This window comes from Pedobacter caeni (assembly GCF_900129215.1).
Lineage (GTDB): Bacteria > Bacteroidota > Bacteroidia > Sphingobacteriales > Sphingobacteriaceae > Pedobacter > Pedobacter caeni.
This window is the reverse complement of sequence record NZ_FQUQ01000001.1, coordinates 1,247,601-1,262,833: the sequence shown is the minus strand read 5'-3', so window position 1 is coordinate 1,262,833 and position 15,233 is coordinate 1,247,601. Positions and strand designations below refer to the sequence as shown.

Genomic DNA, 15,233 nt, shown 5'->3' with positions numbered 1-15,233 from the left:
TTCCTTATCCACTTTTTAATCTTTCTGTGTCTTTAGGGTATGATGTCAAATACCCGCTTATTTTATTTGTTCCAGCTGCAGCTTAAGCATCAGGCCAGTGAGGCCGAAAAAGCAGAACTCATGAACCTGCTCGGTGATCCTGAAAATGAGGAAGAAGCGAAAGAATTGCTGGGAGAAGCATGGAAAGATTTTGAACCTTCAACAGCTGTTTTTACACCTGTAAAGAGCAAACAGCTCCTGGAAAATATATTCCAGGCAGGAAGAACAGAAGAAGAGCTGCCGGTTCATCAGCCAAAGAGATGGCTGGCTATTGTCGCTGCAGCCGCAGTATTGCTCCTCATTTCGGCAGTTGCCCTGTTTTATTATTCCAATTATTCAGATCAGGAGAATCTTGCAGGTCAGCCCGCTGAAATGGCAGGGACTACTGCAATTCATGATGTTGAGCCCGGTGGCAATAAGGCGGTCTTAACCCTGGCAGATGGAACCAGAATTGCACTTGATGAAGTATCAAATGGTAAAATAGCAAACCAGTCCGGAATCAGTATCACCAAAGCTGCCGATGGGCAACTTAGTTATACGATAAAAGAAGGACAGGATCAGCAAAATGAAACTTCACAAATCAATACCATCAGTACCCCTAAAGGTGGGAAATACCAGATCAACCTTCCTGATGGCAGTAAAGTATGGCTCAATGCAGCCTCTTCCCTGAAATTTCCAACCCGGTTTTCTGAGGAAGAAAGAAAAGTAGAACTAAAGGGAGAAGCTTATTTTGAAATCAGTAAGCAGCACAGCAGATCTGGCCGCCAGCCTTTCAAAGTGATCACGCTGGCCGACAATGGCCGGAGCCAGGAAGTAGAAGTACTGGGAACTCACTTTAACATCAATGCTTACGGCAATGAAAACGCCATGAGAACAACACTCCTGGAAGGAAGCGTAAGGGTGACAAACCTCAGCTCTAAAGCATCAGGGCTGCTGACTCCGGGTCAACAGGCGATCTTAAAAAATGACCGGATTAAAATTGCAACTGCAGATCTGGAAGAGGTGATGGCCTGGAAGAAAGGGAACTTCCTGTTTAACAACCTGAAGCTGACAGATATTATGAAACAGCTGGAAAGGTGGTACAATGTAGAAGTCGACTATGCGCATATCCCTGATACGCGTTACCATGGATTTATCTCTAAAGATGTCACGCTTTCCCAGGTCCTGGACATGCTGGAACTCACCGGAAGCCTGAAGTTTAAAATTGAACCGGCACCTGATGGAAAAGGAAAAAAAATTGAAATAGAATAGAAAGAGCGTAAACAATACCAGTATGGGGGATTAACCAATCCCATATTGCAGAACCAAATACAAGCAAACGAGTAATTTAATTACACATTAACTAACCTAAATTTATTAGCGTATGAATTTTCATGTACCTTTCAAAAGGATGTATGACTGCTTTAGACATCCAAAATTAACCATTTTTATCCTGGGCATTACCGTCTTCCAGGTCAATGCTAAAAGTCAGATTACCCTTTCAGAAAAGAACGCCTCCCTGAATAAAGTACTGCTGGAGATCAGAAAACAAAGTGGCTGTAAGTTTCTTTACAATGCCGACCTGATTGGTACAGCAAAACCGGTGTCTATCCATATTGCCAATGCCTCTCTGGAAGAAGCCTTGAAATTATCGGTCATGGGACAACCTTTTAGTTATCAATTGAAAAACAATACGGTACTCATCACGCCTAAAAAAATCAGCGAACCGGCCTTGCCTCCTGTGGATGTGAAAGGGCGCATTGTGGATGAAAAAGGATTGCCGCTGCCTGGTGCTTCCGTGAAGGTAAAAGGAGCCACACAGGGAACGGTGACCGATAGCAATGGTGGTTTTATGCTAAAAGGGGTCAGCTCGGATGCCACATTGATCATTTCTTATCTTGGATACCAGGCCAAAGAGATAAAGGTTGCAGCAGATCTCGGCATCCTGAAGATGAACCCCGACAATTCAGATCTGAATGAGGTGGTCGTGATCGGATACGGTACACAGAAGAAATCAGAAACTACAGGAAGCATCACCAATGTTAAAGGAAGTGTGCTTGCTGATCAGCCTGTTTCCAGTTTTGAAAGCGCCTTAAACGGACGTGCTACAGGAGTAAACATGACAGCCAATGCCGGTGTAGTAAACCAGGCTCCCGTATTCCGTATCAGGGGCGTAAACTCTCTTTCCCTGAGTTCCTACCCGCTGATTGTGGTGGACGGGGTTCCGACCTTTACCAATGAAAACGAATCTAACCTTGGTTATGCGGCCACCAACCCGCTTTCGGCCATTAATCCGGCAGATATAGAAAGTGTAGACATTGCCAAAGATGCCGCTGCAACAAGTATATATGGTAGTCGCGCGGCCAATGGCGTGGTCTTTATCACCACTAAAAAAGGAAAGCAGGGCGCCGCAAAAATTGCTTATCAGACCTGGGTAGGATTTAGTAAGGCGAACAGGCTTCCTGAATTGTTAAATGCCGCGGAGTACATAGAAATTAAAAATGAAGGTTTGAGAAATGACAACACCTTTAATGATAAGACCAATTATTATGGCCTTTCTTATGATGCTGCCGGAAATCCTATAGATACCAGATGGTATGATTACATCTACCAGACAGGGGTTTCCCATAACAATAACCTGAGCATTTCAGGAGCAAGCCAATCTACAAAATACTACGGATCGGTGGGCTATACGAAACAAGACGGAATCTTCCGTAAAAACAGTTTCGACAGGAAATCTGCCTTGTTTAACATCGACAATAAGACCACTTCATGGTTAAGCCTGGGTGCAAAGATCAATTACATCAATGAAAACAATGCCTCGGCCATGTCTACCGGATCTGCGGGAAACTCCTCAGCTTCCGGAGCAATGTCCAGACTGGCACTGATCAACTCCCCAATTGTGGCTCCCTTTAATAAGGACGGTTCTTTTAACAATACCGCTAACGGATTTTTAGGCTTACAGGACAATGCGACCCACCTGAACCAGGCGAGGTTGGGTTTTTACAATCCGGTAGTGTCTTTGAGCAGCAATTATTCCAGAAATAAAGTCAATAACATTCAATCCAATGCCTATATCCAGGCCACACCGTTGAACTGGCTTTCTGTGAGGTCTACTTATGGAATAGATTACCGCTATACCACTTATGAGAATTACTTTAGTCCGCAGAGTGGGGAAGGGGTAACCAATAATGGTTCTGCGAGCAGTGCACATGCCACACGAGAAAGATGGGTCTGGACAAATACAGTGACTGCCGATCAGGTCTTCGCCAAAGACCATGCTTTTAATTTACTCCTTGGACAGGAACAACAAAAAACAGATGGCAATCAGTTTGGAGTAGAGCGTCAGGGACAAACAGATCCGCTTTATTCGAATATTCAGGGCGGATGGCAAAACATCTTTGAATACAATACCAACAACAGGATCTTTAACAATTACCTGTTCTCTCTTTTCACACGTTTGCAATACAACTATAAACAAAAGTATTACCTGACCGGAAATTACAGACAGGATGAGTATTCTGCATTAGGACCAAACAATAAAAAAGGAACATTCTGGGGATTCTCTGCCGGATGGGAAATCATGAAAGAAGATTTCTGGACCAAAGCAGGCCTGGATAAAGTATTCAGTAATTTTAAAATCAGAGCCAGTTATGGTAAAGTAGGTAACATTGGTGGTTTAACCGATTTTGGTGCTTTAAATACCTATTCGGCCAGTCTTTATGGTGGCCAACCCGGGCTGACTTATTCTGCAACAGGAAACCCGAACCTGAAATGGGAAACCAGTAAAAAGACAGATATAGGCATTAACTTCGGCTTATTGGATGGCAAGCTGAACGGAGAGCTGGCTTATTATAAAAACAACATCGACGGACTGATTTTCGGTGTTCCACTGCCTCCATCTGTAGGAATCCCGAATTCTACAAACAACAGCATCCTTCAAAACGTAGGTAAAATGTACAATCAGGGAATTGAGTTCTCGCTGAATGGTGCGCCAATCAGGAATGATCAGTTTACCTGGAACAGTGGGATCAATATCACCGCGAATAAAAACGAAGTAACCTCCCTGGCTGATGGCGTACCCAGCATCATCATTGGTAGTACTGACGCTTACAGCATCACCCTTCCGGGATATGCAGCAGGTATGTTGTATGCCATACGCACTGCCGGAGTGGATGCCGCTACAGGAAGAAGAATATTTCTGGACAAAGCCGGACGTAAAGTGCTTTATCAGCAAGTGGTACTTCCAGGCGGTCCATCGGCTTATCAATGGGCTTACGAAGATGGCAGCAAAGCGAATGCGATTACGCCTGCCGAAGATGCAGTTCCTTACAAAAGCACCGCCCCAAAAATATTTGGTGGATGGACGAACAGTTTTCAGTATAAGAATTTTGAGTTGAGTGTGTTGCTGACCTATCAGCTGGGCGGTTATATGATGAACGGAACCCAGGCAACGATGCGTGATCAGCGTTTCTGGAACAACTCTACAGACGTATTGCGCCGCTGGCAAAAACCAGGCGACATCACCGATATTCCGAGAGTGGTAAACGGAGACAATACTTCCGGAGGAAATACGATCCCATTGGATATCAATGTCAGCTCAACAGATTTCTTAAGGTTAAAGAATGTGATGTTCTCTTATAACATTCCCACAAATGTGCTTTCTAAAATCAAACTGAGCAATGCCAAGGTATATGTCAGCGGACAAAACCTTGCTTTACTGACCAGATATACCGGAATGGATCCCGAGGTAACGACCAATGCAAATACGGCAATTACCCAGGGCATCGACAAGAACCAAAGTCCGAATGCGAGAACCTTCACTATTGGCCTTAACGTTGGCTTCTAAGCTCATGACGAATTCATTTATTCAGAACATCTCTTTAAAAAATCAGATTATGAAACGATCCTCAAGAATATTCAACCATAATTACAACTTCAGGAAATTACTTTTAATCGGCACTTGTGTATTGCTGTTCTCTGCCTGCAACAAGAGCAAATTGCTGAACCCTGATCCTTCGACTTTAATCACCGATGCGACCGCATTTGAAACCGCACCAAGGATTTCCAATCAGGTAAACGGCTTATATACGGCTTTAAAAACCGGACGTTTTCTTGGCAGCTGGTATTACATCATCAGTGACATCCGTTCCGGCGATTTTGTCTGTACAAACCTGAATGCGGCTAACGGATATACTTCTTATCAATTGCTTACCCAAACGACCACCAATGATGTGGTGACGACCTGGGAAACCGCTTACCAGGCCATCAATGCCTGTAATGTGTTTATCGATGGCATGAACCGCACCGGAACAGCAGTGGTAGGAAAAGACCTGGGTGCCAATTATATTGCCGAAGCAAGATTGATCAGGGCAGTGGCTTACTACAATCTGCTACAGCTTTATGCCCGCCCGTATCTGGATGGGGCAGGCTCAAAACCAGGCCTGCCTTTGCGCCTGGAAGGGAATACCCAGCCAGGAAACTACGACCTGGCCAGAAGTACGGTCAAAGAAACCTATGCACAAATTCTACAGGATCTTGATTTTGCAGAAACAAACCTGCCTTTGAAATACAGTTCTGCATTTTTGAATACCACCCGTGCGCATAGAAATACAGCAATCGCATTGAAAACAAGGGTTTACCTGAGCATACAGGATTATGCAAAGGTGATTACGGAAGCCAATAAAATTGTTTCTCTTACTGCCCCTTTTGCGGCTCCAATTGATGGGGTGGCTAACGGATTATCCGCAGATGTGAAAGCCGTATTCACTGCACCTTACACCAGCAATGAATCTATCTTCTCTATGCCTTTTACCAATAATGATGCACCGGCAGTATCTATGCCACGCTATTACCTTCCGGGTACTAAAGATGGCGGAACAACAGCCAGCAATGGTGCAGGAGAGTACTCTTTAAACCCTGCCGGCATCCTTGCAGACAATACCTGGGCAGCCGGTGATGCAAGAAGAAGTTTCATTAAGGTAGGGCCAAGTTCTTCAAAACCATGGTTGTTTAAGTTCAGTCAGGCTTCCCCACATACGGATTATGCACCGGTCATCAGGTACGCAGAAGTGTTGTTGAACCTTTCAGAGGCGCTGACAAAAAACAGTATGTCTGTAGACAGCAGGGCGGTGGCTTTGTTAACAGCAGTAAGAAACAGGTCGGACAAAAGCAAAAGTTATACGGTTGCTGATTTTGCGAATGCAAATGAGCTGATCGCGGCGACTTTAAAAGAGCGTCAGATCGAATTTATTGGTGAGGGAATCAGGAATGCAGATATCATGAGGCTGGGATTAGACCTGCCAGCCAAACCTATCCACTCCATTCCCGCAGCAAGCCCTTCTTCGCAGAATTATATTTTCCCGATTTCCAGTGATGAGCTGATTCTGAACAAGAAAATGGTGAACAACTAGTAGCTTTAACCTAATGAAACAAACAATGAGGTATACTAAATTATTATCAGCTGTTGCTTTTGTATCAATAGCCTGGATATCGCCGTTAATGGCACAGACCATCCCAAGTCCGAAGTCACATTTTGGTTTTAACATTGGCGATGATTATAAGCTGGCCAATTACACTCAGGCCGAAGCCTATTTCAAAAAACTTGCCGCAGTATCTGACCGGGTATTGCTGAAAGAAATCGGGCAGACGGAAGAAAACAGAAAACAATATGTGATGGTGGTTTCATCTCCGGCAAACCTGAAGAAAATCGCCCGCTATAAAGAGATCTCCCAGAAACTGGCCAGGGCAGAGGGGCTTACGGATGAAGAGGCCGCAAAGCTTTCTTTAGAAGGAAAGCCCATCGTCTGGATAGATGGTGGACTGCATTCCACCGAAATGGTGGCTACCCAGCAATTAATAGAAATCTATTACAAACTGTTGAGTGCCAACGATGCGGAAACCATGCGCATCCTGGACAATGTGATCATTCTTTTATCTCAGGTTAATCCGGACGGACAGGAACTGGTGGCAGACTGGTACATGCAGGAGAAAGATCCAGCAAAAATGAACATGAATGTGCCCCGTCTGTATCAGAAATATATCGGCCATGACAACAACAGGGATTTCTACATGATGAACATGAAGGAAAGCACCAATATTGCCAGACAGCAATACATCGAATGGATGCCGCAGATCATTTACAACCACCACCAGACCTCACCTGCGGGAGCGGTAGTGGCCGGACCTCCATATCGCGATCCCTTCAATTATGTTTACGATCCTTTGCTCATCACCGGAATTGATGGGGTAGCGGCTTCCATGATCAACAGGCTGAATACGGAGAACAAACCAGGATATACGCGTTTGAGTGGATCTGTTTATTCGACCTGGTGGAACGGAGGATTAAGAACAACGCCATATTTCCATAATATGATCGGAATCCTTACGGAAATCACCGGAAATCCAACTCCTTCAGAGATTCCATTGGTACCGGAAAGGTTAATTCCCAATAATGCCACACCAAATCCGGTGAGACCTCAGAAATGGAACTTCAGGCAGTCCATTGATTACTCTGTATCCCTGAATTACGGAATCCTGGATTATGCGAGCAGGCTTGGCGATAAACTGTTGTACAACATCTACGTGATGGGCAGAAATGCCATTCAAAAAGGAAATCAGGACAACTGGACCTTAACCCCAAAACATGTAGCAGCGATTACTGCCGCTTTTGAAAAAGACAAAAAGGATGGATTACTGAAAAAGGACAGCACAGGAAAAGTATCTAATGATATACCGATGAAGTACTATGATGCGGTTTATAAAAATCCGGCTTTGAGAGATGCAAGGGGATATGTCATTCCCTCAGATCAGCCGGACTTTCCTACGGCAGTGAAATTTATCAATACCCTGATTAAGTCAGGAATTGAGGTGCAACGGGCAAAATCAGCATTTAAAATAGCAGACAGGTCTTACCCTGCCGGCTCTTATGTAGTCAAAACAAATCAGGCTTTCCGTCCGCATCTGGTAGATATGTTCGAGGCTCAGGATCACCCCAATGATTTTCAATATCCGGGTGGCCCGCCGGTACGTCCTTATGATGCTGCAGGCTGGACCTTGGCTTTTCAAATGGGAGTTAAGTTTGACCGCATCCTGGATGGTTTTGATGGTCCTTTTGAAAAGATCGGATATGGGGTGTTACAATCTCCACCGGTATATAAATTAGTAGCTGCAACAGGGTTTTTACTAAGTGCTGCACAGAACAACTCGTTCATTGCGGTAAATGATTTACTCAAAGCAGGAATCGAAGTGTCAAGGCTGACAAAAGCAGAGGGCAATATGCCGGAAGGCTCTTTTTATGTTCCTGAAAAGGGAATGGAAATCCTGATGAAAACGGGTGTTAATTTCGGGACAATGGCTATGCAAACCGAGCATAAGCCGAAAGGACTGGTTAAAATTACGCCGGGACGTATCGCTTTATTTGATCAGTATGGAGGTTCTATGCCTTCCGGTTGGGTAAGGTGGATTTTAGAGCAGTTTCATTTCTCATTCCAGCTGATTTATCCGCAGGACATCGATAAAGGAATGCTCAATTCAAAATACGACAGGATTCTGTTCATCAGTGGAGGTATTCCGGCAGTTGACCAGAAAGCGACTCCGGGAAGAGGGGGCCGTGCACCTAAACCGGAAGAAATTCCGGAAGCTTTCCGCCCATGGCTGGGCAGCATCAGTCCGGAAAAATCTATCCCTCAGTTAAAGGAGTTTCTGGAAAAAGGTGGAGATATCATCACGATAGGAAGCAGCACCAATCTGGCTTATCACCTTGGTTTACCGGTACAGAATGCGCTTGCAGAAACCAAAGCGGATGGAAAAGAAACCGCACTGCCGGGCGATAAGTTCTATATCCCTGGAAGTATATTAAAAGCAACTGTAGCTAAAGACCAGCCTGCAAACTGGGGAATGCCTGCTGAAGTAGATATGGTATTCAATAACAGTCCGGTGTTTAAGCTTGGAAGCGATGCGGAAGGAAAAGGGATCAAACCATTGGCCTGGTTTGGTAAAGACGATGCACTGAGAAGCGGATGGGCCTGGGGACAAGCTTACCTGAAAGATGGGGTGATTGCTTTTGTGGCCCCCGTAGGTAAAGGAAAACTGTATGCCTTTGGTACAGAGATCACTTTCAGGGCGCAGGCACACAGCACCTTCAAAATGCTCTTTAATGAGTTGTACCTGCATAAGTAACGATTACGCTATACATACGCCAGGCATCCTTTTAGATTGCCATTTTTGTGAGATCAGGTGATTCCAGCTCATAAAAATGGCTGCCTGGAGAATAAATCAAAATCAAACGAATGAAACTGACCAATAACTATTACCCCATGAAAAGAACCTTGTTGAGTTTTCTCCTGATGGGAGGACTGAGCACTTATGTTTATGCTCAGGAAAACCTTACTTATCAGCTGCCACCTAAAAGCATCGTAGATCTGGTGGATGCCCCAGGTAGCCCAACTGTACAATTTAATAAAGATGGCAGCCTGATGTTGCTCTTGCAGGCGCCCGGATATGCATCCATAGAACAGGTTGCCCAACCCGTGATCGGACTGGCGGGCATCAGAATCAACCCTGCCAATAACTCCACGGAAGGAGAGCTTTCCGGAGTATACAACGGATTGACGATTAAAGACCTGAAAACAGGTAAAGAAAATAAACTTTCCGGGCTTCCCGAAAAACTCAGGATGACAAATATCAGCTGGAATGCGGATGGAAGCTTCTTTGCTTTTACCAACAATGCCCTGAACGGCGTTGAATTATGGCTGGCGGATGTGAAGAATTTAAAGGCAACAAGGCTTTCTGATGGATACCTGAATGATGCTTATGGCACCACTTTGCAATGGCATCCTGATGGAAAGCATATTCTTGCCCAGTTTATTCTTCCGGAGCGCGGAATTAAACCTGTAGAAAACATTGTACCTACCGGACCGGTGGTACAGCAAAACCTGGGCGTGGTGACCCCTTCCAGAACGTATCAGAACCTGTTGAAAAATACTTACGATCAGAGTTTAATGGAGTATTACCTGACTTCACAACTGCAATCTGTTGACCTCAGCGGAAATGCAGTTAAAATAGGCAGTCCAGCCATCTATCGCAAAGCAGCTTACTCGCCCGACGGGCAGTATCTGATGACTCAAACGGTAGAGAAACCTTATTCTTACCTGGTTCCCATCTATTATTTCCCTTTCCAAACTACTGTATTGGACGCGACAGGGAAATTAGTGAAACAGCTGTACAATGCCCCTCTGGCAGAAAAACTGCCTACAGGATTTGACGCAGTGGCAATGGGCCCACGCAGTTACGAGTGGAGAAGTGATGCTGCAGCAACTGTGGTATGGGCAGAAGCACAGGATAAAGGAGATCCTAACCTTAAATCTGAACTTCGCGATGTGCTTTATACCTTAAAAGCACCATTCACTGCAGAACCTGTAAAACTGTTTTCGATGGCGCTAAGGTATAGTGATGTGGTTTGGGGCAACCAGAATTACGCCCTGGTAAAGGAACAATGGAGAAAAGACCGTAAGGAGAAGATGACCCTGATCAATCCTGAAACAGGTAAAACAGTAAAAGAAATTGCGAACAGATCTTCTGAAGATACGTATACCGATCCAGGAGATTTTATCTTTGGTAAAGGTCCTTATGCAGCAAAAGTATTGCTGTTTGACAAAGGAGCAGCAGGAGTGGTGTTTACCAAAGGAGCAGGAGCATCATCTCTGGGTGACCGTCCTTTTATTTTGAAATGGAACCTGCTTTCCAATAAACAGGATACGCTGTTTAAATCAAAATCCCCTTATTATGAAGAACCTGTTTTCTTTAACAATACTGGCAAAGTTTACATTTCCAGAGAATCAACAGAGGAGACACCAAACATCTTCGCAATCAACCTTAAAAATAAGTCTGAACAGGCATTAACGAGCTTTTCAGATCCTTATCCAAGCTTAAAAGGTGTTCAGAAAACCTTACTTTCTTATCCTCGTAAGGACGGAATTAAGTTATCTGCCACCTTGTATCTGCCAAAAGATTATAAAAAAGAAAGCGGACCATTGCCGGTATTGATCTGGGCTTATCCAAGAGAATTTAAAAGTCTGGCCGCTGCAGGACAGGTGAAAGGTTCTCCTTACCGCTTTACCCGTCTGGCTTTCCGCTCTCCGGTATTCTGGGTAACCAGAGGTTATGCTGTCCTGGATCAGGCAGATATGCCGATCGTTGGCGAAGGAAAAGAAGAACCCAATGATACGTTCCTGAAACAGATTGAAGACAATGCAACAGCATTGATCAACTATGTAGTAGATATGGGTGTTGCAGACAGAGGCAGGATTGGGGTAGGAGGACATTCTTATGGTGCGTTTATGACCGCCAATTTATTGGCTCATACCAAGCTGTTTGCTGCTGGAATCGCAAGAAGTGGTGCGTATAACAGGACCTTAACACCTTTTGGTTTCCAGGGAGAAGCACGTACTTACTGGCAGGCAATGGATGTGTACAATAAAATGTCGCCTTTCAATTATGCGGATAAGATTAAAACGCCATTGCTGATGACTCATGGTATTGATGATGAAAATTCAGGAACTTTCCCGATTCAGAGTGAGCGTTTATATAGCGCAATCAAAGGTCATGGCGGGACGGTGAGATTGGTGTTGTTGCCTAAAGAGTTTCATGGGTACAGGAGCAGGGAGTCTATCCTTCATACCTTCTGGGAGCAGGACCAATGGTTAGAGAAATATGTAAAAAACAAAAAATAATAATCAGAGGTGGTCAATTCAAATTGATCACCTCTTTTTTTATACGTTAAATGCCTGGTTAAGGTTGATTTACTTTCTTTCCTGAAGCATACTTTAATAACAGAATAGCAATTAGTGCAGTTCCAAACCTCAGTAAATTTCCAATCCAACCCATGGCTGCAGCATCAGAAACTGTAAATACCAACCAGGCAGCGTTTAATGAGGCATGAAGTACAAATCCACTCCATATCGTATACCCATCCAGCATATTCAACAAGGCAAATACAATACTGCCAAAAAATGTGATGAAGAAAATCTGAAGCGCAATACCTGTACCTCCGCCATTTCCCCACCAATGAACCGCTCCGAAGGCAATTGCCTGTAGTAATATCGCCGGAGCTAAAGACCAGCCTAAAGCCTTTCGTGTAAAGATGAATCCGAAACTACGAAACACCAATTCTTCTGCAAAAGGGAACAATAGGGTAAGAAAAAAGATGCTTTTGAAATCAAGGTCCTTAGTTGGTGTTCCCAGCATAGACAAGCCGATCCAGCAGGGGATGGTGGCAAGCAAGACAAGCAAAGGTCCTTTAAAACCATTCCAGTTGAGGCTTAATGCCGGACTGATTTTCAATCCTGGTTTAGGAAGGAGGATGAGGGCAACAATCAATACCAATAGAACAGATAATAAATTATCCAGAATACTTCCACCAAATGGAATTGGAAAACCAGAAATCTTCAATCCTGCCCATTTTGCAATATCGCGGATTTGCAGCGCAGCGAAAATGGTAATGATGACAAGGATAGATGAAAAAACGGGGCTTTTGTGTTCGGTTCTTTTCATATTTAAATTTATCGAGTGTAGGTTATTTCAAAAAGGGGGTACCCGTGATTTTATTAAGACGACAGAACTTTTTAAAAGGTTGCAGAGGAGGGGGTAATTCCCGCTTTGTAAACCTATTTGAGTACAAGACACCATTTCAGTAAAAATAAAAGCCGCTCTGTGTTATTTCACAGAGCGGCTCTTTTGAACAGTTAACAAATAACCTAATTCACTCCACCTTTACGGGTTGCTTTTGTTGGCTGTGGCCAGGGTGCAGGCTCACCTGTTCTTACATTCACAGGTAACACACTTTTTTCTTTGGAAGTCGTTTCCGGATCTTCGCTGGCCATATAAGCCAGAATTGCGGTTAAAATCGCATTGCTTCTTACATCGTCAAATACAATTTTATCATAAGTATCTCTGTTCGTATGCCAGGTATATGTTCCATACGACCAGCTATTGGAACTCAAAGAAAAAGCAGGAGCACCTGCGGTCACAAATGAAGCATAGTCAGAACCGCCACTACCCGGAGTACCCGGGAAGGTGGTTGCAATCTGTTTTTTAATATCTTCAGGAACCATAGACAACCAGCGCCCGAGGTAAGCATAAGAATTTAAAAATCCTTGTCCGCTCAGATTAACCACACGGCCTGTTCCATTGTCCTGGTTAAACACCACCTGTATGTTCTTTACAATCTCAGGATGGTCTTCCACGAAAGCCCTTGATCCGTTCAGGCCTTGTTCTTCGCTTCCCCAATGTCCCACAAGAATGGTTCTTTTCGGGTTAGGATAGATCTTTTTCAGGATCCTGATCGCTTCCATCATGGTAATGGTTCCGGTACCATTATCAGTAGCACCAGTACCACCATCCCAGGAGTCAAAATGTGCGGAAAGGATCACATATTCATTTGGTTTTTCTGAACCTTTGATTTCTGCAATGGTATTGAAAGTAGGGACTACACCGAGTTCCTTAGAACCGATATTTACACTTATTTTTGGTTTATTTCCTGATTCAGTCAGTCTGTAAAGCAATCCGTAATCTTCCAGAGAAATGTCTATTGACGGGATTTTTGTGGTATTGGCCCCAAAGATCTTGTTCACTCCGAATCCTGAAGACCAGTTGCTTGTTACCACACCCAGCGCTCCGGCACTTTCAAATGCCAGGGCCAATGCTTTCAGGTTCAATCCCGTTTTGCTGATTCTGGAACGCCAGGCATCTGCCTGTTTTGTTCTGCTGTTTTTCATCTTTTCAAAAGATTCAGGCGTGGCAAATTCCTGCCAGTTGTAATCCGGTCTGCCGGTAGGCTGGTTCATGGAGAACATGACAAATTTCCCTTTTACACTTGGTAACCAGCTTTTGAAGGAAACAGAATCGGGTAGGTCAGGGTAGATGATCATTTCACCAACCACTGCTTTTCCTTTTGTGGAGGGGCTCCAGGCCAATTGCATTCCTTCTAAAGATTTTACCCTCGGGTAAACCATATCGATATGTGAGATTCCTCTTTCCCAACCGCGCCATTCTCCCCATTGTTCGTTCTTGGCTGTAATTCCCCAGGTTGCATATTTTGCCACCGCCCAGTCGTTGGCCTGTTTCATTTGTGGAGAGCCAACCAGACGTGGACCAACTACATCCAATAGTTCATGAGCCAGGTTTTCGAGTTGTGAGTTTTCTGTTGCTTCTTTGACGATCTTGTCGACTGTTTCTTTCTTTGATTGGGCATAACTGATATTTCCTGTGATCAGCATGGCCATAAAAAAGACCTTTGTACTTCGTTTTAACAAAGCAAAGGATGTGGTGGTGGTTGTGGTATTCATTAAATCATTCGTTTAGGTAAGGAAATAATTAGTTTAGATTATGGGGAAATTTTTGATGAAAGATAAGAAGAAATGCATCTGGTCTGTCAAAAACGAACAAAGTTGATACAATGGAGTGGTTCTGAAAGTACAAAAGGTTATCTTCGCCAAAAAAAGATAAATGCTGGAAATTGTATATCAGGACGACCATCTCATTGCCATCAATAAACCTCATGGCTTATTGGTTCACCGATCTTCTATTGCGAATGATGCAAAAGAGTTTGCTTTACAGCTGCTTAGGGATCAGGTCAACAGGCATGTGAGTCCGGTCCATCGTCTGGATAGGAAAACCGGAGGTTTGCTGCTCTTTGCTTTCGAGAAAGATGTGGAGATCGCCATGCACCAGCAGTTTCAGAATGGGGAAGTGCAAAAGAAATACCTTGCTGTACTGAGGGGATATGCACCGGACAGCGGAGAGATTGATTATCCTCTGGCTAAAGAGAATGGAACGATGCAGGAGGCTTTTACCGCTTATGTTACCCTGCAAAGAGCAGAGATCGATGTGGCCTTTGGTAAACATCCGACCTCCCGCTATTCCCTGGTCGAAGCCACGCCAACTACCGGAAGGATGCACCAGCTTCGTCGTCACTTTGCACATATCTTTTATCCCATTATCGGCGATCGTAAGCATGGTTGCAACAAGCAGAACAGGTTTTTCAAAGAGGAGTGGGAGATGACCACCATGTTGTTACATGCTTCTGAACTGATCTTTAATCATCCGGTGACGAAAGAAGAAATTCACCTTAAAGCTTCTGTTCAGGACGAATTTAAAAGAACGATGGACCTCATGAGCTGGTCCCTTTAATTATTAAATATTTACCCGGTTAACAT

8 protein-coding genes are annotated in these 15,233 nt (G+C 44.2%); 6 read left to right on the top strand and 2 right to left on the bottom strand.

Features of this window, described 5'->3' with window-relative positions; translation table 11 throughout:
- Positions 1 to 39: 39 nt before the first annotated feature.
- From BUC20_RS05260 to BUC20_RS05240, 5 genes are all read left to right on the top strand, one after another.
- Complete coding sequence (locus BUC20_RS05260; protein WP_073228289.1) at positions 40 to 1,290, top strand: FecR family protein; 1,251 nt, start codon at positions 40 to 42, stop codon at positions 1,288 to 1,290.
- A gap of 112 nt (positions 1,291 to 1,402) precedes the next feature.
- Positions 1,403 to 4,867, top strand: coding sequence for a TonB-dependent receptor (locus BUC20_RS05255; RefSeq protein WP_073228287.1), 3,465 nt, complete (start codon positions 1,403 to 1,405; stop codon positions 4,865 to 4,867).
- 49 nt (positions 4,868 to 4,916) lie between these two features.
- Entirely contained in the window at positions 4,917 to 6,431 is a 1,515-nt protein-coding gene (locus tag BUC20_RS05250; protein ID WP_073229508.1) for a RagB/SusD family nutrient uptake outer membrane protein, read from the top strand.
- A gap of 13 nt (positions 6,432 to 6,444) precedes the next feature.
- Positions 6,445 to 9,198, top strand: a complete 2,754-nt coding sequence (locus BUC20_RS05245; RefSeq protein WP_234994454.1) for a M14 family metallopeptidase — start codon at positions 6,445 to 6,447, stop codon at positions 9,196 to 9,198.
- 110 nt (positions 9,199 to 9,308) lie between these two features.
- A complete protein-coding gene (locus BUC20_RS05240; RefSeq protein ID WP_234994452.1) occupies positions 9,309 to 11,750 on the top strand; it encodes an alpha/beta hydrolase family protein in 2,442 nt (813 codons plus the stop codon).
- 58 nt (positions 11,751 to 11,808) lie between these two features.
- Here BUC20_RS05240 and BUC20_RS05235 read toward each other — a convergent pair whose 3' ends face one another.
- Together BUC20_RS05235 and BUC20_RS05230 are read right to left on the bottom strand one after the other, a co-directional pair.
- On the bottom strand, positions 11,809 to 12,570 hold the full coding sequence (locus tag BUC20_RS05235) for a CPBP family intramembrane glutamic endopeptidase (RefSeq protein WP_073228281.1): 762 nt from the start codon (positions 12,568 to 12,570) through the stop codon (positions 11,809 to 11,811).
- A gap of 203 nt (positions 12,571 to 12,773) precedes the next feature.
- The gene (locus tag BUC20_RS05230) at positions 12,774 to 14,363 is read right to left on the bottom strand and encodes a M20/M25/M40 family metallo-hydrolase (protein ID WP_084528550.1); all 1,590 of its coding nucleotides are present in this window, start codon (positions 14,361 to 14,363) and stop codon (positions 12,774 to 12,776) included.
- Positions 14,364 to 14,523: 160 nt separating this feature from the next.
- Between BUC20_RS05230 and BUC20_RS05225 the strand changes: the two genes are divergently transcribed.
- Positions 14,524 to 15,207, top strand: coding sequence for a pseudouridine synthase (locus BUC20_RS05225; RefSeq protein ID WP_073228276.1), 684 nt, complete (start codon positions 14,524 to 14,526; stop codon positions 15,205 to 15,207).
- Positions 15,208 to 15,233: the final 26 nt, after the last annotated feature.

Bases quoted from the DNA above. Each gene is read 5' to 3' on its own strand.
- BUC20_RS05260 (WP_073228289.1), top strand. From the start codon at position 40: ATGATGTCAAATACCCGCTTATTTTATTTGTTCCAGCTGCAGCTTAAG.
- BUC20_RS05240 (WP_234994452.1), top strand. From the start codon at position 9,309: ATGAAACTGACCAATAACTATTACCCCATGAAAAGAACCTTGTTGAGT.
- BUC20_RS05225 (WP_073228276.1), top strand. From the start codon at position 14,524: ATGCTGGAAATTGTATATCAGGACGACCATCTCATTGCCATCAATAAA.
- BUC20_RS05235 (WP_073228281.1), bottom strand. From the start codon at position 12,570: ATGAAAAGAACCGAACACAAAAGCCCCGTTTTTTCATCTATCCTTGTC.
- BUC20_RS05250 (WP_073229508.1), top strand. From the start codon at position 4,917: ATGAAACGATCCTCAAGAATATTCAACCATAATTACAACTTCAGGAAA.
- BUC20_RS05245 (WP_234994454.1), top strand. From the start codon at position 6,445: ATGAAACAAACAATGAGGTATACTAAATTATTATCAGCTGTTGCTTTT.
- BUC20_RS05255 (WP_073228287.1), top strand. From the start codon at position 1,403: ATGAATTTTCATGTACCTTTCAAAAGGATGTATGACTGCTTTAGACAT.
- BUC20_RS05230 (WP_084528550.1), bottom strand. From the start codon at position 14,363: ATGAATACCACAACCACCACCACATCCTTTGCTTTGTTAAAACGAAGT.